14 protein-coding genes and 1 pseudogene are annotated in these 18,456 nt (G+C 56.6%); 5 read left to right on the top strand and 10 right to left on the bottom strand.

Annotation, left to right across the window (positions count from 1 at the left end; genetic code table 11):
* Positions 1-63 precede the first annotated feature (63 nt).
* Both H7A51_11845 and H7A51_11840 read left to right on the top strand, forming a co-directional pair.
* On the top strand, positions 64-2,163 hold the full coding sequence (locus tag H7A51_11845) for a VWA domain-containing protein (GenBank protein ID MCP5536908.1): 2,100 nt from the start codon (positions 64-66) through the stop codon (positions 2,161-2,163).
* Between the two features lie 57 nt (positions 2,164-2,220).
* Positions 2,221-3,369, top strand: coding sequence for a VWA domain-containing protein (locus H7A51_11840; GenBank protein MCP5536907.1), 1,149 nt, complete (start codon positions 2,221-2,223; stop codon positions 3,367-3,369).
* A gap of 55 nt (positions 3,370-3,424) precedes the next feature.
* Here the strand turns inward: H7A51_11840 and H7A51_11835 are convergent, their stop codons facing one another.
* The 5 genes and pseudogenes from H7A51_11835 to H7A51_11815 form a co-directional block, all read right to left on the bottom strand.
* Entirely contained in the window at positions 3,425-3,853 is a 429-nt protein-coding gene (locus H7A51_11835) for a transcriptional repressor (GenBank protein ID MCP5536906.1), read from the bottom strand.
* Positions 3,854-4,002: 149 nt separating this feature from the next.
* Entirely contained in the window at positions 4,003-5,019 is a 1,017-nt protein-coding gene (gene ruvB / locus H7A51_11830; protein ID MCP5536905.1) for a Holliday junction branch migration DNA helicase RuvB, read from the bottom strand.
* 29 nt (positions 5,020-5,048) lie between these two features.
* Positions 5,049-5,507: an acetolactate synthase gene (locus H7A51_11825; GenBank protein ID MCP5536904.1), complete on the bottom strand. Its 459-nt coding sequence runs from the start codon at positions 5,505-5,507 to the stop codon at positions 5,049-5,051.
* A 66-nt stretch (positions 5,508-5,573) separates the two neighbouring features.
* Positions 5,574-6,257 carry a DUF1080 domain-containing protein gene (locus H7A51_11820; protein MCP5536903.1) on the bottom strand — a complete coding sequence of 228 codons (684 nt, stop codon included), beginning with the start codon at positions 6,255-6,257 and terminating at the stop codon, positions 5,574-5,576.
* Positions 6,234-6,845: pseudogene (locus H7A51_11815) on the bottom strand (DUF1080 domain-containing protein). The gene H7A51_11820 and the pseudogene H7A51_11815 overlap by 24 nt, the downstream one beginning before the upstream one ends.
* A gap of 221 nt (positions 6,846-7,066) precedes the next feature.
* On the opposite strand from H7A51_11815, the gene H7A51_11810 reads away from it, so the two are divergent.
* The gene (locus tag H7A51_11810; protein ID MCP5536902.1) at positions 7,067-7,747 is read left to right on the top strand and encodes a PEP-CTERM sorting domain-containing protein; all 681 of its coding nucleotides are present in this window, start codon (positions 7,067-7,069) and stop codon (positions 7,745-7,747) included.
* A 65-nt stretch (positions 7,748-7,812) separates the two neighbouring features.
* On the opposite strand, the gene H7A51_11805 is transcribed toward H7A51_11810, so the two are convergent.
* The 3 genes from H7A51_11805 to H7A51_11795 are packed head-to-tail and all read right to left on the bottom strand — an operon-like array spanning position 7,813 to position 13,240.
* On the bottom strand, positions 7,813-9,786 hold the full coding sequence (locus H7A51_11805; GenBank protein MCP5536901.1) for a glycoside hydrolase family 97 catalytic domain-containing protein: 1,974 nt from the start codon (positions 9,784-9,786) through the stop codon (positions 7,813-7,815).
* Between the two features lie 21 nt (positions 9,787-9,807).
* Positions 9,808-11,175 carry a discoidin domain-containing protein gene (locus tag H7A51_11800; GenBank protein ID MCP5536900.1) on the bottom strand — a complete coding sequence of 456 codons (1,368 nt, stop codon included), beginning with the start codon at positions 11,173-11,175 and terminating at the stop codon, positions 9,808-9,810.
* Positions 11,176-11,200: 25 nt separating this feature from the next.
* Positions 11,201-13,240, bottom strand: coding sequence for a discoidin domain-containing protein (locus H7A51_11795; GenBank protein ID MCP5536899.1), 2,040 nt, complete (start codon positions 13,238-13,240; stop codon positions 11,201-11,203).
* 163 nt (positions 13,241-13,403) lie between these two features.
* Here H7A51_11795 and H7A51_11790 point away from each other — a divergent pair, with 163 nt between their 5' ends.
* Positions 13,404-14,999, top strand: a complete 1,596-nt coding sequence (locus tag H7A51_11790; GenBank protein MCP5536898.1) for an L-serine ammonia-lyase, iron-sulfur-dependent, subunit alpha — start codon at positions 13,404-13,406, stop codon at positions 14,997-14,999.
* 64 nt (positions 15,000-15,063) lie between these two features.
* Positions 15,064-16,452, top strand: a complete 1,389-nt coding sequence (locus tag H7A51_11785; GenBank protein MCP5536897.1) for a Gfo/Idh/MocA family oxidoreductase — start codon at positions 15,064-15,066, stop codon at positions 16,450-16,452.
* 76 nt (positions 16,453-16,528) lie between these two features.
* On the opposite strand, the gene H7A51_11780 is transcribed toward H7A51_11785, so the two are convergent.
* Together H7A51_11780 and H7A51_11775 are read right to left on the bottom strand one after the other, a co-directional pair.
* On the bottom strand, positions 16,529-16,801 hold the full coding sequence (locus tag H7A51_11780; protein MCP5536896.1) for a Precorrin-3B methylase: 273 nt from the start codon (positions 16,799-16,801) through the stop codon (positions 16,529-16,531).
* Positions 16,802-16,871: 70 nt separating this feature from the next.
* A complete protein-coding gene (locus H7A51_11775) occupies positions 16,872-18,137 on the bottom strand; it encodes a sodium:proton antiporter (GenBank protein MCP5536895.1) in 1,266 nt (421 codons plus the stop codon).
* Positions 18,138-18,456: the final 319 nt, after the last annotated feature.

Here is an 18,456-nt window from a genome sequence, read left to right as displayed (position 1 = left end):
CATCGCCACTGGCACCCTCCGATTTTGCCGCATGTCCGTCCCAGGCCCCACCATCCCGCACCAGTGCAGGTAAGTTCCGTGGACGTATCGGCGAGGATCGTTGGCAGGATGGCTACCACGACCATGACCATGTCCCTGCACAATCCGGGAAACCGGCAGCAGGAGTCCGTCGTCATCATCCCGGTTTCGGTCCATGCCGTAATACGCGAGTTCGGACTCGAGGGTGCCCAGGGTAAGTTCCCCGCCAAACTCGTTCCCCGCGACGAGGCACGCAAAATTTACGATGAAATCGTCCGCCGCTCACTCGACCCTGCCCTGCTGGAATTCGCGGCCAGCGGTCTGGTTAAATCGAGTGTCTTCCCCGTGACTGCCCATGGGACTTGCCGGGTGCGCCTTGTCTACGAGGAAATGCTTGAGGTCGACGGCAACCGGATCGATTACACGCTGCTCCGAACCGAGTCGCCCGAGTATCACGTGCCATGGAACGTCGCTGTCGACTGGACCGTCAAAGGTGGTCTCGCCGGTGTCTACTCACCCACGCATCATACCGGGGAAAGTCGGGTGGGCCCTAACCGGATCAAGCTGACCAACCAGGGGAAGATGCAGCCGGGTTCATTCCGCCTATCTGCGACGCAGCGCAAGAACAAGCAAGCCAGCGCCTCCATCATGGCCTATCCCGGTAAGGAAAAGGATAAACATGGCGGCTATTTCCTGCTTCTGCTTTCTCCACCTGCCGTCGAGAAAAAACAGCCCGTGTTACGTGAAGTCACCCTGGTCATCGACAAGTCGGGAAGCATGGCGGGAGAAAAAATGGAGCAAGCCCTGAAGGCCGCCACCCAGGTCATTGAAGGACTCAACGATGGGGAGGCATTTAACATCATTGTCTACAATGAATCGGTCGAGGTCTTTGCGGAGAAGCCCGTGATCAAAACGCGGGACAGCCTGCTGGCTGCCAGAAAATACATCTCCAGCGTGCGTGTCAGCGGTGGTACCAATATCCACGATGCCCTCCAGGTGGCTACCCAGCAACAAGCAACCCAGGGCATGCTGCCGATTATTCTTTTTCTAACCGATGGTGTGCCAACAATCGGCCAGACCCACGAAGGAAGGATCCGCGAGGCCATTGCCAGGGCGAACCGGCATCATCGCCGTATCTTCACCTTTGGGGTGGGGGTTGATGTCAATACTCCCTTGCTCTCACGCCTGGCTGATGACTCCCGTGCCCGCGCCACCTACGTATTACCGAAAGAGGATGTGGAGGTCAAGGTGGCCGCTGTCTTTCGCCGCCTGTCTGGTCCGGTGCTCAGTGACCCCGGACTGGTATCCACTGACGAAAACGGAAAGGTCACCCCTGGTCTGGTCAGTGATGTCCTTCCCGCACGCCTGCCCGATATGTTTGATGGGGAACAGGTCGTTGTGTTAGGTCGCTATCACCAGAATGGCCAACTCCATTTTAAACTAACAGGAAACGATCAGGAGGGGCCACGCACCTTCAAGTTTGACCTGTCATTGAAAAAAGCCCGACTGGGAAACTCCCATGTGCCACGACTCTGGGCGACCCGGAAAATTGCCGTCCTCACCGAGGCTCTACGCGATCTGGGGGCTGAAAATGGCAAGCCGGTCAACATGCAGGACCCCAAGGTCAAGGAACTGGTCGATGAAATTGTCCGTCTCTCCACCGAGTACGGTATCCTCACCGAATACACCGCCTTTCTGGCCACCGACGGCATGATGTTTAGCAACAACATGCACCGCGATGCGGTGAGCCGCGCTTCTGCGGAGATTCATCACAAAGCCGTCCAGAAACGATCCGGCGCCGCCTCCGTGAACCAGGATTACAACATCCAGCGCACCAAGTCCGCCACCCAGTTGAATCCCGGTAACCGATACCTCGACGATGGTCTCAAACAAGCCGAGGTCAAACAGGTCTGCCAGGTCGCCGACAAAGCATTCTACCGCCAAGGCAACGAGTGGGTGGATGCCAGTCTGGCCGGTAAGGAGATCGGCTCCACCCCAACCCGGAACATCAATGTCTCCAGTCCCGAATTCCAGAAAATAGCCACCCGTCTCATCGCCGACAACCGCCAAAGCTGTCTCGCCCTGGGCGAAAACATCCGCGTCGTCATCGACAACCAATCCTACCTCATCCAGTCAGGAAAGTAGGACAGCTTTGCAAGCTGTCGACAACCCAAGCAACAACAACCCAAGCAAATAAAAACCATGAAAACCCGAAACACCATCGCCACTGCCATCACCCTGGCAGCCCTCACACTCCAGCCCGCCATGGCTGAGAAACCCGAAGCCAAGAAACCCGACCAGGCGAAAGTCCAGATCGCCATCCTGCTCGACACCAGCAGCAGTATGTCCGGCCTGATCGAACAGACCAAAACCCAGCTCTGGAAAATCGTCAACACCTTCATCGATGCCCGGCAGAACGGACAGGTGCCCTACGTCGAAGTCGCGCTCTACGAGTATGGCAAAGACAGCCTCAGCAAAGAGGAACACTGGATCAGACAAATCCAGCCACTCACCCGCGACCTCGATGAAATCAGCAAACAACTATTCTCCCTCCAGACCAACGGCGGTGAGGAATATTGCGGTGCGGTCATCCGTCGCGCCACCCAGGACCTCAAATGGGACCCGTCTAACAAGGTGTATAAAGCGATTTTCATCGCCGGCAACGAAGCCTTCACCCAGGGACCCGTGAAAGCAGATGAATCGGTCAAAGCTGCGATCGCCGCCGGTGTTATCGTCAATACGATCCACTGCGGCAGCGAGCAGGCCGGGATTTCCGGAGGTTGGAAAAACGGAGCCATGCTGGCAGATGGCAAGTATCTGACCATCGACCACAACCGCGCTGTCGTCCACATCGAGGCACCCCAGGATGCCGAGATCGTCAGGCTCAATACCGAGCTGAACAAAACCTACCTCGCCTACGGTCGCATCGGTGCTGCCAAGCAGCATGACCAGGTCGCACAGGATAAAAACGCCGCCGAAAAGTCCTCCAGCGGGGCTGCTGTCCAGCGTGCCATTTCCAAGGGCAGTGCCAACTACTACAACGGCAACTGGGATCTTGTTGACGCCTGCAAAGACAAGAAGTTCGATATCGCCAAGGTCAAGGACAAGGACCTGCCGAAGGAGATGCAGAAAATGACCCTCGAGGAACGCAAGGCCCACATCGGAAAAACGGCCAGGGAGCGTGCCGACATCCAGGCCAGGATCCTTGATCTCAACCAGAAACGCAGTGCCTACGTCGCGGAAAAACGCAAGGAACTGGCTGAAAAAAGCGGGGTGCAAACACTCGACGAGGTCGTGGCCAAAACGGTCCGTGCCCAGGCGGAGAAAAAAGGCTACGCGTTTAAGAAATAGACTGCGTAAACCGGTTCGCCACAGCCCGTCCACCAAGGTCTCCTGGTTCCAAGCACTACTTAGAGCACCTTGGGCACGACCCGAAGAACTCGAGTTCGTGGTAGAGGTTTTTATAACCCGTGGTGAACCGGATTTCCTTTTCCAGCTCGTGCACCGGGCAGGGCGCATTGATGGGTTCTATGGAGCCGCATTCGGTGCAAATCAGGTAGTCACGATGCTGGCCGGGGAGCAGCAGGGCGAAATAGGCGGCCCGCTCGTGCAGGCCGAGCCGACGCAGGATCGCCTTGTCGGCAAGGCGCTGGAGAAGACGAAAGACAGTCGCTTTATCGCACTGGTTAGCGAGGCGTGGTGACTCGGCGAGTTCCGCCAGGGTCATCGGCCGGTCGCCCTCTAACAAGGTTAATAAGAGTTCCTCAAGCGCCTTGGTGCGCCGTAGTCCCTCGGCGCGGCAGCGGGTGATTAGGTTGTCTAGATCGGTGGGCATGGGGGGTAAGTTTCAAATACCAAACTCCAAATACCAAGCTGCGGTGGGAAGCGCTTTGGTGGTTAGCAGGCGTCGAGTAGTGGGTAAGCTGAGTGAGACATACAAAAGGCGCAAGCCTTTCGCTTTTTGGGTATTTGGAGTTTGAAACTTCACAGCAGTCCCGGTTGTTGTGGATCTGGTGTTGCTCCGATCTTGGTGTAGGCGGCGGGCAGGGCGACGCGGCCCCGTGGGGTGCGTTTGAGGAATCCTTGCATGATGAGGAAAGGCTCGTGGACTTCTTCCAAGGTGGAGGCGTCTTCACCGATGGCAACGGCGAGGGTGGAGAGGCCAACCGGGCCGCCGTTGAATTTATAAATCGCGGCTTCAAGGATGCGTTTGTCCATCTCATCCAGACCGTCACTGTCGATTTCGATCATCGCCAGCGCATCGTGGGCAATGGCCGGGGTGATGGTACCGTCGGCGCGCACCTGGGCGAAGTCGCGGACCCAGCGGAGCAGGTTGTTGGCAATACGGGGGGTGCCGCGCGACCGGCTGGCGATTTCCATGGCGCCGTCTTGCTGGATTTCAACGCCTAACAACTTTGCGGAACGCAGGATGATGTGGGCTAGTTGCGCGGCGGTGTAGTAGTCGAGCCGGTTGACCAGGCCGAAGCGCGACCGCAATGGTGAGGTCAGCATACCCGAGCGCGTGGTAGCGCCTATGAGGGTGAATTTGGGAAGGTTGAGCTGGATCGAGCGAGCGGACGGGCCGGAGTCGATGATGATATCGAGCCGGTAGTCCTCCATCGCGGGGTAGAGGTACTCCTCGATCGCCGGGTGCAGTCGGTGGATCTCATCGATAAAGAGGATGTCGCCTTTCTGGATATTGGTCAGGATGCCGGCGAGGTCGCCCGCCTTTTCAATCTGCGGGCCGGAGGTGGTGTGCAGGTTGGTGCCGGTGGCGTTGGAGACGATGTTGGCCAGCGTGGTCTTGCCGAGGCCGGGGGGGCCGGATAGCAGGATGTGTTCGAGGACATCGTCACGCATCCTGGCGGCCTCGACCATCAGCATGAGTCGCTCGGTGACCTTTTCCTGACCATGGAAGTCCTCGAACCCCGGTGGGCGGAGTGACTGGTCGAATTGTTTATCCGGCGACTGGTTGGTCTGCTGGTAGAAGGATTCGGACATGTTCAGGGGTCAGGGGTCGGGAGTCAGGGTTAGCGGATCAGGTCCTCCTCGTAGTAGACCTTGAAACCGGCGTTGTGGAGGACGGACATACCGAACTGGGTATCCTCGAGGTGCAGTGCCATGAGGGTTTTTCCCTCGGGGTGGGGCATGAGCGAGTAGGCAAAGTCGACGTTGGTTTCCGCTGCCCTGAGGACGTCGAGCGCCTGGGCAAGGCCACCGCCTGTTTCTGTGAGTCCGATGACAACGATCTCGGAAGTCATGTGCGGGATGCCTTTTTCCATGAAGATACGCATCGTGGTATCCGGGTCAGACACCACGAGGCGGGTCATGGCAGCATCCCTGGAGTCCTGGATGCTGAGTCCGATGACCTCGATGTTTTCGGATCTCAGCAGGCGGACCAGCGAACTCAGCGAACCCGCGCGGTTCTTCAACATCACAGAAAACTGGATGGGGGAGGTGCCGGGTGGTTTGATTTCGCAGTCGGGCATGGAACGGCGGTATTAAACCATGGTTGCCCACGTGTGGGAAGGGGATTTGTGGTTATGCCCCCCCTGCTAGAGTTCCTTGATATAAAGATTGCGCCAGCGGATCTCGCCACCGTGGGTCTGCAACTGGATGGGGCCTTTCTCGAAGATGGGTTTCTTGCGGTCGAAGTAGTTTTCCATGACGGCGGCGTCCACGACCTTTTCCCCGTTGAGGTGGACGGTCACCTTGTTGCCAACCATGATGATACGCATGCTGTTCCATTCGCCAAAGGGTTTATCCATGAGTTTGGAAGGGTTTTTGCCTGGCGCACCGGCGCTATTGTTCCACAGGCCACCGGAGCCCTTGTCGGCACCGTGTTGCCATTTGCCACCCTCCTTGGTGGTATCCCAGATCTGGACCTGTGGCACGCCGCGCAGGTAGATGCCACTGTCGGCCTTGGGGACGGTCTTGTATTCAAGCAAGAGCTCGAAATCGGCGTAGTCCTTGTTGGTGGTCAGATAGAGGCCGTGGCCGTCATTGACGAGTTCGCCGTTCTCAACACTCCAGTGTTTGTTGATGTCCATCCGGGTTTTCTGTTTGTGCGCCTCCAGTTCCTCGGGTTTCATTTTCCACAGCGTGCGTGGATCCTTGGTGCCATGGCCGAACCAGCCGTTGAGGTCCTTGCCGTTGAACAGGGCGGTGAATCCTTCCGGGGGGGTGTTGTGGGCTCCTGCATCCTTGGTCGCTCCAGCCGGAAGCTCGGTGATTTTCATACCCCGGAACTGCACGGGATCGCCGTGGCCGCAGAAGCAGATATGGCCGGAGCGGCGTTTGACCCCTGTGTGTTTCGGGTATTGTTTGGCGAGGTCATCAAGATTGGCTTGATTGATCACGGTGCCGTTGAGCTCGACGGTGACCTGACTGCCGTTGACCGTGATTTTCTCCTTGTTCCACTCGCCGACGGGTTTGAGGTGGCCTTTTTTCGCCGCCTTTAATGTATAGAGACCACCGTGGAACTGGTAGTCCATGAGTTTGGCATACTTCGGGTGGGTGTTGTCGAGCACCTGGACTTCCATACCGGTGTAGGCGGGGTTGCCTGATCCGGGGTAGTGGATACCGATGCCGTTGTTGCCGCCGGGGGGGAGTTTGAATTCAAATTCAAAGATGTAGTTGGTGTAGACCTTCCCGGTCGTCAGGTTGCGGCCTTTGGGGGTGCAGATGATGGCACCGTCCCTGACCTCGTAGCCAGCGCCCTTCCATCCGGTGAGGTCTTTTCCATTGAAAAGTGAGACGGGTCCCTCATTCGCTTGGGCGGAAAAAACGGAGATGGTGGCGATGAGGCAGCTGATGGTTAGTTTCATGGATGCATTATACATGGCTGTATGCGTAAATCTTCAAAAAAAATTGCGAAAACAGGAAGGCTGGGATAATACGGATGAGGGAGTTGTCTATGTCTATGTACCTATTTCTACGTATAAAGACACTCCGCCCGCACAAGCACCCAATAAGGATGATGGAATTTAAACAAAGAACCCTCAGTTCCGCTTTATCGCCATCTCCTCAAATCAAATACAGAATCCATATGAAAACAACAACTTGCGCGCTTGCGCTATCACTGGGACTCGCTGTTGCGAGTAATGCCGCCCTCAGTCTTACAAATGGAGACTTTAGCTCCGATACCAGCAACTGGAACAGTGAATTTGGCACCTCTCCCGACGGTTGGTTTTCCAGTCTTGCTTCAACCAATACCAATGGAAACTATGGCGAGGCCATGACTGGAGGTGGCGGATCCAATAATAATTTCACTTACGGGACTGGTAGAGTTGCTGCGCTCAAGCAAGTATCCGGCAACTACTACCAACAGACGATTGGCCTGGTTGGAGAACAAACAGGAGTTCAGGTGGATTTCCTCGGTGGATACCGTGCACATTCCTCTTACTCCACTGCCGCCCGCAACATTAGCATTGAGGTTTCCCTTTGGGATGCCACGCTGAATGTTGAGTTGGCTAGCACAACCATTGATTACGCCTACCTTGCCGCCGGTAATGCATTGGCTGCAGAGTCAAAAGTCCTCACTTATACAAGTGCCAATGGCGCTAATGATTTAGCATTACGCTTTACGAATGTCTCAGCTAACCCCTCCGGTGCAAATCCGAACACAGCCCTTATTGATGGTGTCTCCATCACAGCAGTCCCGGAGCCAAGCTCCGCGGCTCTTCTGGGACTTGGTGGACTCGCCCTTATCTTGCGTCGTCGTAAGTAGGCTGCTCTCTAATTTTCAAAAACCGCCATCCACTTTTGGGAGGCGGTTTTTTATTGGGCCGATTTCTATTTCGATTCAGTCAGCCGGATGCAGTGGCCACCGCCGGGGGCGAGTTTGGCGTTGATGGTGTCGCCTTTTTTGACGCTGATTTTCCGAACCTTGTACGACTCCCGGTTGGTTTTGTAGTGGGCGTCTGGGCCGTCCTCGTAGAGGGTGGCGGTGTAGCTGACGCCGTCCTTGAGGAAGTCGAGCTGGATGGGGAGCTGCCTGCCTTTTTCATCGCAGCAGGAGGCGACAAACCAGTCGTCGCCGCTGCGTCGTGCAGTGGTGATCAAATGGCCGATGTCGCCGTGGAGGATGCGGGTCTCGTCCCAGGTCATGGGGAGTTTGGCGATGAATTCAAAGAGATCGGCCTTGGCCTCGTAGGCTTCCGGGATGTCGGGGATCAGGCTGAGCCCGGAGTAGGTGATCAGCACCCGGGCTGTTTCCGCGGTGACGGTGGAGTAAACCTCGGCGAAGATCTTGGGCCGGTCCTTTTTGGCGTTGTTGAGGCTGTAGAGGCCGTTGCACATGTCGAGGGGGCCGGCGAGCATGTTGGTGAAGACGGTGGTGCAGAAAGTCTGCGGGGTGAAGGTGCGCAGGGCGTCCGACTGCGAGTGGCAGAACTCGCGGGTCACGTAGTTCGGGTAGGTGCGGCGGTCGCCGGAGGGGGCGACCGGGCCGTCGTGGAAATCGCAGAGCAGCTTGTGCTTTGCGCAGAGCTCGACGATGCGGCGGGTCTTGCGCACCTTGTCCTGGGGGGCGGCGCGCATGAATCCGTACTTGATGCCCGCGGCACCCCACTGCTGGTAGGTGGCGAGGGTTTTCTCAAGGTCGTGTTTTTTCTGCGCGGCGTCGTTGAGATAGAGAATGATGCCGACGTTCTTTTTCTTGGCGTACTGGATCAGGGCGGGCACGTCGATGGGGTGTTTCCAGTCCTTGGGCGCCGGTTTTCTAACAAGTTCTGGCTTGTCCGGGTGGGGTTGGATGATGAGGTGGTCGCGGCTGGTGGTGGGGTCCTCATTGGGGTCGAACTCGAGGCCATACCAACCGGCGTCGAGCAGAAGGTAGCCGAGTTTGTGTTTGGAGGCGAAGTCGATGTGGCGTTTCCATGACTCCATGCCGAGGTCGTACACAAAGCCATCGTCGGCGACGGCGCCCCAGGCGCGCCAGTCCCACATGGCGATGCCGGGTTTGATCCAGGAGGTGTCCTCGATGGCGCAGGGGGGATTGAGGTTGACCATGGTGTGGTTGACCAGCAGGTCTCCGGGTGTTTTTCCTAACAACAAGACCCGCCAGGAGGTTTCCGACGGCAGATCCACGGTGGATGCGGGCATGTTGGCCTGAAAGGCGGTGGGGCCGATGCGCTTGAGTGAAATGCCGGCGTAGTCGCTGATATGGGCCTCGAGGATGGAGGTGTAGCACTCGTCGGCGATTCTAACGGTCAGCGGAAGTTGCGAGCCTCTGTATTTGCTGAGGGAAACCGGGCCGTGGTTGGCGTTTTCGCCGTTGGCGCTCCAGCATGTGAAGTCGGCGGGGAATCTGAACTCCGTGAGGTCGGCGTCGAAGGTTTGTTTGCCTTTTCCCGGGAACTGATAGCGCACCGCCACAGCATGATCGAACACGCGCAGGACGATGTTGAAGGTTCTCTTTTCGCCGTTGGTTTCCTGCAGTTTCCAGACGGCTTCCTGGTAATGGTTCCGGATCGACGACGCCTTGCCCCAGACGGGTTTCCAGGTTTCGTCATGCGTACTGCGGTCCAGGCCGAGCTGTTGCAGGGGGCCGTAGCGAGTGGGTTTCGCTTGAAGCCCGAGGCGTGAGGACTGGATGACAGGCTGAGAGCCCATGTTGACCGACCAGTGGGGGATGCCCTCTTTGAGCTCAAGTTTGACGCGGGTGTTTTTATCCGGTGAGTGCACAAGGGTGCTTGTTTCCGCATGAAGAAAAGTGGCGGCAGCCAGGGAGAACGGGATGATTAGGAAGTAATGTTTGATTTTCATGATGAAATTGTGGGGATACTGTCATGGTCGCTGGCCGTAGATATCCACTGCCTGGAGGTGCAGGTGTTCGGGTGTCGGAGAGTCCAAGCCTACCTTGACATAGTGGGTGGTGACCGGGTTATCAAGGATGATATCCCAGGCGGTCTCAGCCTTCCGGGCCGACCAGATTTTTTGCCAGATTTTTTGGTCAGTGGAAACCCAGACAGTAAGCGTCGCGGCGCGCTCGATGTTGCTATTGCGGTTGGTGATCCTCAACGCCTTGACCGTGCAGGCGGCTTTGAGGTCGACGATGATGTGAGCGTCTTTTTCGGCATCGGTATGAAATGCGAAACCGCTTGTTGCATAGGGCCCTTTGAAGAGTGATGCGTGGTTCTTGGTGTCGTCACTGGCTGCGGAGGACATGGTGAAGTCGGCGTGGTCACGTGTGAGATTGTCACCGGGGTCCTTGCCAAAGAGGAGCGAATCCGTTGGCACCGCTTCGCGCAGTGGTATGCCAGCGACGCGGATACCGTAGCGGAGTATGGCTTTGCTATCCGGGCTTTCCGGGTCGATTTGATAAGCCTGCTGAAACGCCTGCCATGCTTCGGGGAGTCTTTCCAGGGCTACGAGCGTTTTTCCTTTGGCGCCGAGAATAAGGCACAGCTGGGAAGGGGGGTGCCGCTTGCTATCGAGCATGGCATCGATCAGTTGGAGCGCTTCCCCGGCTTTCTGGTCATTGATCAGACCCGTGATGTGGCGGACAAACTCCCAGTTTTGAAACGATAGCCGGGCTTGCCAGCCGGAGGTGTCTTCGGGGTCGGCCTGTTTCAATGCGTCGATGATTTTGGGTTCGTTGTTCAGCGGTAGTTCTACCAGCTGTGTGAGTAGGTTGATTTCTTTTGGGGTATCCTTGTTTTGGCGGGCTTCGGCAATCCGAGTGAGCAACGATGTGCGCTTGTTGGAAAGGTTGGTAATGTGATCAATGTGGCTTGCCAGGGCGGAGGGGGTGGTCAGGATTCTAAGCTCACGGCCGAAGTAGGATTTTAACAGGTGGCCATCGGGTCCGTATATCTGGACGGCGGGGTACGACCGGACTGTATTGGCATCCCAGCCCTTGTATGACGCGGCTTCCTTCTCCGCGGCCTCTTTATCGAGGTGCTGTTTGATGTGGATATTTGTTAGGACAACCGGGTTTTGCAGTGCCTGATGGAAGTCCGTGGATTGCCAGACCTGTTCGGCAAAAATCTGGCTGGCCCGGTGCCATGAACTGCCGTGGACGTAGACGGCGTAGGGCAGGTTCTTCGCCTTCGCCTGGGCTGCCGCGTCAACAAAATGTGGAGCTACGTCAGGCGCAGCGGTTGCTGCCATAACTGACACAACGAGTGCGATGGAAATAAAAAGTGTGCGCATGTGTTGAAATGATAAATCCTGGATGCTAATTCTTTTTCGCTCCGTAAACAAGGAACTTGTTGAAGTGGAGTGACGGTTGGCCTTCGTGAATGACGCGAACGTAGCCAGCGTTGATGTTCTTTTCCCGCAAATCAATACGGTGGACCCTGCCATGTTGCTTGAACGTGTGTAGGTCGGTCCATTCCTTGCCATCGATGGATGACTGGAGCTTGGCGTTGACGAGCCGGCCAAAATTCCCGTTGCGGGTGACGATGACCACACCGGAAAGATGCCCGTAATTTCCTAGCTGAACCGTAGCGGTGGCGGGTGTTGAGTCTGTGTGGAAATCGCCGCCGTGCTCCTCGATGACACCCCAGTGCCGCGAGGGATCGTCCCAGCGGTTCCCGGGTTTCTGGATGCCGAAGGTACCTCCCGAGCTAAGCAGGATGCCGGGGAATTTTTCCGGTTTGACATCACACTCCCCGTGGATCTTTGCGGTGAGCTTTCCGATGTATTGAAAGGTAGCCTTGTCGCCCCGCTTGGCGGCATCGGGTAGAACCGATCGGGCGAGGGTGTTGATGACGCCATTGAAACTGCCGTCCTTGCCCTTGGAGAGGCTCCGGCCGATGGATGAGATAAAGGCGTGGAGTCGCTTTTCATCAGTGCCGACACTGTTGAGCTGTGCGGCGAGGATGTCGGGGGTGAAGACATTTTTTTCAGCATGGATGGCAAAGGCGCTGGCCATGAATGCGTCCCGGGCCACCGGATCGTCACCGAGAAGTTTGAGCTGGTGTTGTAGGGCATCCTGGTAATCCCAGCGGGCCAGGCCCCAGTCGGCAACAGACCGCTGGAAAGCTAACAGAATAGCCTTGCGCTGTGGCAGTTTGTCATTTCCGCTCGGGAGAACTTTCGGATAAACGTATGACTTCAGCAGGTGGTAGGCTATTTCACCGCTGACTGGAGCGAGGATCTTGAGTGTGTCCTGGTGTAGGTCTTGCCATTGTGATGGCGCGGCATGGCCGGTGTTCAGGATATGAACCGACTGCGACCAGTTTTCCCAATCGAGAGGGTAGCGTGTGCGTGCCGTGCGGATGGTCTCGATGGCTTTGGTGAAGTTTTTCTTGGCGAGATAATACTCGGCGAGTCGGCGCAGGTCACCCGATGCCTTGCTGTCGGATGGATACCTCTGACCCTTGGCATTATAGACATGCCACCCCCAGGATGAGCCGTGGAAAGAGGTGTGGGTGCCACGTTGCCAGGAGAGGCTATAGGCCGGCTGCCAGTTATCGGGTTGGGTCATGACGGCGTAGGCGCAGTGGCCGGGCTCGCCCATGGTGAGGGCGGGAATGCCATTGGCGATGGCTGCGGCTGCGCCGAAATTGGAAAGCGAGCCACAGACGCCACCGACATTGCGTATGACCTCGGCGTAGTTGTCCCAGCTATCGTGGAAAGGAGCGTAGTACTGCGGGCCATGGATGGAATCGCCAAAGGGGTTGTGAAGGATCCACCGTGCATACCAGCAGGCACCGGTGTATTTCTCCGCAGGCAGGCAGATTTCCTGGTTTTGATACTCCATCGATGGGATTGAGTTCAGTCCACCATGTTGCACACCACGGGCAAGGTAACGTCTTTCGTAGACGCTGAGGTTCCCATACAAGTTGTTGAGCAGGCCGTATTTCCATTTGCTTTGGAAAAACTGGTAACGTGGCAGCATCTCGGCGGTACCCCACTCACGGCGAGGGCCTTCGAGGGCGCAGGCGGTCGCCATACCCCGGTCGACCGGGCGGGAGCCGAGGGATTGGTCTGTTTTCCAGATTTCAAAAAGCAGCTGGATGACCTGCTCTGGCTGATCGACAGGTCCCGAGTCGAACAGTTCATGTTGCCAAACTTCGGAGCCGAGCAGTTCTTTGGAAAAAGCTTCCGCCCCTGGCCCGGTCAGTTGGGTCTTGGTGACCATGGCAGCACTGTGCTGTTGCAGTAATTCACTGGCGGCCGGTGCTGCATGCAACGAGTGCATGGAGGCAAAAAAGGCGAGAACGGATGCGGTTATGGCGGATGAGAAATACATGGGGGTGACTTGGGTCATTATACAGCCTATGAGTCGCTGATCTTAAGGTGTTAAATTACTCATTGGGGGTCGAATCTACATCGGAATGGTCGAGGCGACAAGATGCAGCAAAGATAGCGATTTTGCCAGTTTTTGTTTATTAGTTTCTTTCGGGTCGCTTGTTATCTGCCATAGTAAGTTCATGAGCTTGCCACCCAGTATTTTCAACGATGTGCTTGGCCCCGTGATGCGTGGACCGAGTAGCTCACACAGTGCGGCGGCCAATCGGATCGGGCGTATCGCCCGCAACATCGTTGGTGAGCGTGTTTGCAAATTGATCGCGAATTATGACCCCAATGGTTCACTCGTTACTACCCATAAAGATCAAGGCACGGATCTAGGTCTCTACAGCGGCATCCTCGGATGGGAGCCACACGATGAGCGATTGCCAACGTATCCGCAGGCGCTTGAAGAAGCCGGGGTTGAAGTGGTGGTGAACTACGTGTCCTACGATGCACCCCACCCGAATTTTTATCGCCTTGAGATGATCGGTGAAAGCGGTGCCTCGTATCACTTCGATGCGATTTCCACGGGTGGTGGAATGATCGAGCTTCAAGCCATCGATGGTATCCCACTTGGTGGTGTTGGCGATCTTCACACGACACTTTTTTGGCTCGAAGACCAACCTGACCTATCCGGGGATAAAGATTCCAACATATTCATCAAAGCTGAGGACATCAACTGGCTGCCTGGCCGTAATCGAGGTGGTTTGTTGAGATTTGACTCCCGTGAAATACCCGCTGATGAGGATGTGCAAAAACTAGGCCAAACACTCGGGTCCCGTCGTCACCGCGTTTTGCATGCCGTCCTGCCCATTCTTTCCAGGAAAGATCTAACTGTTCCTTTTGCCTGCTGTGGGGAAATGGAACAACACCCCGGGTTTTCTAACCGTCCTCTCTGGGAAAGTGCCGCCCAGTACGAAGCAGCACGTGGTGGTATTACTGTGGATGAAGTGATGGAGCGGATGAAAGTGCTGGCAAAGATCATGGCGGATGCCGTGGCAGACGGGTTAAAAGGCACCGAGTATGAAGACCGTATCCTGCCCGCGCAAAGCCCCGGATTTTCCCAAGCGGAAAACGATGGCCGACTCATTCCCGCCGACATCAACAACCGGATCATCCGTTACGTCTCTGCATTGATGGAGATGAAATCATCCATGGGCATCATCGTGGCTGCGCCCACAGCTGGTTCATGTGGCGCGATGCCAGGTGCAGTTCTGGCCATCGCGGATGCTATGGGTGCCGATGAAGATGATCGTGCACGGGCCCTGCTGGTAGCTGGCCTCATCGGGGTCTTTATCACCCGTGATGCCAGTTTTGCTGCTGAGGAAGGCGGCTGCATGGCTGAGTGTGGATCTGGCTCGGCGATGGCTGCGGCTGCGATCGTTCATCTGGCAGGTGGTAGCACGGCGCATCAACTAGCCGCTGCCTCAAGCGCGCTGCAAAACTGCTTTGGCATGGTCTGCGATCCTATCGCCAACCGGGTGGAGGCCCCTTGTCTCGGCAAAAACGTTATGGCTGCCACCAACGCGCTTTCCTGCGCGAACATGGCGCTTGCCGGCTACCAGCACCTCATCCCCTTTGACGAGGTCGTGGTTGCGATGAACAAGGTTGCCCGGCAAATTCCCCGTGAACTGCGGTGCACCAATCTGGGTGGCTTGTCAATCACCCCCACTGCCGGAAAAATCGCACAACGTCTGGCAGAAAAAACCGCTTGCTGCGGATGTGGTGATCATTGAGCACACGGAAGTGTTTCCCGACCCTGCTTGATGCCCGTGGAATATCCTTCCATCCCCCCTGGGCATGGACTTCCCTGTCGGGGCCACCTGTTGGAATTATAACGACAAGGTAGGAATTTTCTCACTTTCCAAGCGCCCTTGCATTGTGAAGTATCCGGATCTCATGTTGGAATCCAGCCAGCCACTAACTATCGCCGCCGTCGGCTGTGGAGCACGATCACGCACCTACTGTAAAATCGCGATGTCATTTGGCCATACGCGATACCGGGTGACCGCCGGTGCCGACCCCGTGCCCGAACGGCGCGAGGCGATGGCCAGGATATCCGACAACCCGGATTTCCTGGCTTTCAATTCCGCGGACGAGCTGCTTGCGCAGGATCGGCTCGCCGATGTCCTCATCATCGGCACCCAGGACAACTACCACTTTGAGCCTGCCAGGAGGGCCCTTGAAAAAGGCTACCATCTGCTGCTGGAAAAACCAGCGGCCCAGACGCTGGATGAGACGCTGGAGCTTGCCAGGCTGGCGAGGAAACACAACCGGAGGATCCTGCTCTGCTTCGTCCTGCGCTACACCGATTTTTATTCCAAGGTACACAGCATCGTTCGTTCCGGCCAACTCGGTGACGTCATTTCCATCCAGGCCACGGAGGGGGTCGAGGCCTGGCATCAGGCGCACTCCTTCGTGCGCGGACACTGGGGAAACACCTCGGCCAGCACCCCGATGATCGTTGCCAAGTGCAGCCACGACACGGATTACATCTCCTGGCTGATGGCGAGCCGATGCACGGCGGTCAGCTCGTTTGGGAGGCTGTCCCACTTTACCGAGGCACACGCCCCTGAGGGAGCCACCGACCGGTGTACGTCCGCTTGTCCCCATGCTGCCCCGCAAGGTGGTAACTGCATGTACGACAGTCATCTTTACCTCGGCAAACACGCACGCTGGCTGGATATGGTCTACCCGCACCCGACTGAGCGCAGCGATGAGGATGTGTTAGAGTGGCTGAAGACATCGCAGTGGGGGCGGTGCGCATGGAAGTGTGACAACGATGCCGTCGATCACCAGGTGGTGAATATGGAATTTGAAAACGGAGGAACCGCCAGCCTGACGATGACGGCCTTTGATTGTGGTCGATCCATTGAAATCTACGGCACCCAAGCCACCCTGCGCGGTGGGGACGCATTCAAAAAATTCTCCGGGGCGGATATCACCATCCGGAACCACGCAAGCAGCAAAACTGAGTTTATCACCCTCGAGGTGCCCAAGGACGATGGCTACCAAGGTCATGGCGGCGGTGATTATGGACTGGTCAATGCCATGGATGCCATTTTCCGTGGTCAAGGGCCGGACAGCTCACTGATTGAAAACTCGATTGAAGGACACCTGATCGGATTTGCCGCCGAGGAGTCGAGACTTGCGGGTGGAATGCCGGTGCGACTGGATCGCTTGCACTGATGGTAGGACAGCTTTGCAAGCTGTCGGCAGGATATGTGAACGGGGACCCGGGTTGCCGACAGCTTGCCAAGCTGTCCTACTTTCTCTCCGACCCCGGTTTGGTGCGGTGCTCGCCAAAGTATTTCTCGCTGCGGTAGCGAAGCCACACGCGGAGTGTCTGCGGCACCTTCTCCCGCTGTTCCGGGGTGAGGGTCTCGTAGAGGGCCAGTGCCTTCTGCCGTTCGCCGCGGCAGGCGCGGTTGTTGTGCGCATCCCAGTAGCTCCGTGCCACCCGGATACGACGGCACACCTCCTTGACCAGCTCCTTGCCGGTGAGGGGTTTGTTAGAGGTTTTCTTTTTGGCGGGCATACAGGCGGTGATCGATTGGAAATCCATCAATCCAACAGGTAGGAGGCATGTCGACCCCAAAGTGCCCCGGCTATGGCTGCTGCGCTTTTTTCAAGGCGTCGGCTACCAGCGGCTTGAGGCTTAGTCCCTGCACGGATATCGAGAAAATGACGATGACATAGGTGACGAGCAGAATGACATCTCGAGTCTCGCCCATACTCGTGGGAATGGCCAGGGCCAGGGCCACGGAGATACCGCCACGGATACCACCCCATGTGAGGATGTTGATCACCCCCGGAGTAAAGAGCCTCCAGCGTTTCAGGATGTTTACCGGGATGGCGACGGCGATGTAGCGGGCTAACAGCGTGACCGGAATCAGCACCAGACCCGCCATCAGCACCGTCGGGGAAAAGTCGAGGATGAAGACCTCCAGGCCAATGAGTAGAAATAGGAGCGCGTTGAGTATTTCATCTATGAGTTCCCAGAAGGTGTCGACTTGCAGCCGTGTTCTCTCGCTCATCGCGTCTTCACGACCATGGTTTCCGATCATCAGTCCCGCGACGACCATCGCCAGCGGGCCGCTCATGTGAAGCCACATGGCAAACCGGTAACCGGCTGTGACAAGGGCGAGGGTGATCAGGATCTCGACATGGTAGTGGTCGATCGATTTGAGCAGCTGGTAACTGATGTATCCTAATAAACCACCGATCAGGATGCCGCCGCCGGCTTCCTTGATAAACAGCAGGGCGATGTCCGGAACCGCATGTCCACCATCGCCATGCGCTCCGACACCTGCAATGCCAAGCAGCGCGAGATAGACAACCACACCCACACCATCATTGAACAAGGACTCGCCGGTGATCTTGGTTTCCAGGGATTTGGGTGCTCCGGCGGTTTTGAGAATCCCTAACACCGCCACGGGATCGGTCGGGGAAATCAACGCTCCAAAGACGAGACACCAGATCCACGGCAGGTTGATACCAAAGATTTGAAACAGGTAATACGATGCCGCGCCGATCAGGAAGGTCGACAGCACAACGCCGGCGCTGGCCATGATGCTGACGATACGCCCCTGTTTTTTAAGTTCGTTTAAATTCACATGCAGAGCACCGGCAAAGAGCAGGTAACTCAGCATCCCGTTCATCAGGGCTTTGTTGAAATCGATGTTTTCTACGAAATCGTGCACCGTTTCGGTAAGCCCCGGAGAAAACCGCCCGATGCCGATCAATACCAGGCTCATCACCAGGCTGATCAGCATGATGCCGATGGTGGTCGGCAGCTTGATCCAACGATGGTTGGCATAGGAAAAAAGCGCCGCGAGCGTCAGGAGAATGGCTGAGATGTCGAGAAGTTCCATCGGGGTGGCGGCATGATGCAGGAGGAAGTGGTGTCGGCAAGGAGGAATACGGGGGCAGGGCATGAAAATCATTTGCCGCCATGCATGTGTTGGTCACTGATCGGGCCACTTCCCCGGGATGGATTATTCAGCTTGGTCATCGTCACATAAATCTTAAGTGATTCATTCTTGCACCTTATTAGGTTTAGGGCTTATCCTCTCCACGCGATTGTGCCTCTCACTTTTTGCGTAAGAGGCCAGTATGGGTCAGCCACCAGTTGACATGCCTTGCATGTCATTCCCGTGTATCAAGCAGCCTGCCGCAAACGCCGATATCATT

The organism is Akkermansiaceae bacterium (genome assembly GCA_024233115.1).
Classification (GTDB): domain Bacteria; phylum Verrucomicrobiota; class Verrucomicrobiia; order Verrucomicrobiales; family Akkermansiaceae; genus Oceaniferula.
This window is presented reverse-complemented; position numbering and strand designations above follow the sequence as displayed.

Coding starts and splice junctions, on each gene's coding strand:
- H7A51_11785 (MCP5536897.1), top strand. CDS start 15,064: ATGGACTTCCCTGTCGGGGCCACCTGTTGGAATTATAACGACAAGGTA.
- H7A51_11790 (MCP5536898.1), top strand. CDS start 13,404: ATGAGCTTGCCACCCAGTATTTTCAACGATGTGCTTGGCCCCGTGATG.
- H7A51_11810 (MCP5536902.1), top strand. CDS start 7,067: ATGAAAACAACAACTTGCGCGCTTGCGCTATCACTGGGACTCGCTGTT.
- H7A51_11825 (MCP5536904.1), bottom strand. CDS start 5,507: ATGCCCGACTGCGAAATCAAACCACCCGGCACCTCCCCCATCCAGTTT.
- ruvB (MCP5536905.1), bottom strand. CDS start 5,019: ATGTCCGAATCCTTCTACCAGCAGACCAACCAGTCGCCGGATAAACAA.
- H7A51_11780 (MCP5536896.1), bottom strand. CDS start 16,801: ATGCCCGCCAAAAAGAAAACCTCTAACAAACCCCTCACCGGCAAGGAG.
- H7A51_11795 (MCP5536899.1), bottom strand. CDS start 13,240: ATGACCCAAGTCACCCCCATGTATTTCTCATCCGCCATAACCGCATCC.
- H7A51_11820 (MCP5536903.1), bottom strand. CDS start 6,257: ATGAAAATCACCGAGCTTCCGGCTGGAGCGACCAAGGATGCAGGAGCC.
- H7A51_11805 (MCP5536901.1), bottom strand. CDS start 9,786: ATGAAAATCAAACATTACTTCCTAATCATCCCGTTCTCCCTGGCTGCC.
- H7A51_11800 (MCP5536900.1), bottom strand. CDS start 11,175: ATGCGCACACTTTTTATTTCCATCGCACTCGTTGTGTCAGTTATGGCA.
- H7A51_11840 (MCP5536907.1), top strand. CDS start 2,221: ATGAAAACCCGAAACACCATCGCCACTGCCATCACCCTGGCAGCCCTC.
- H7A51_11835 (MCP5536906.1), bottom strand. CDS start 3,853: ATGCCCACCGATCTAGACAACCTAATCACCCGCTGCCGCGCCGAGGGA.
- H7A51_11775 (MCP5536895.1), bottom strand. CDS start 18,137: ATGGAACTTCTCGACATCTCAGCCATTCTCCTGACGCTCGCGGCGCTT.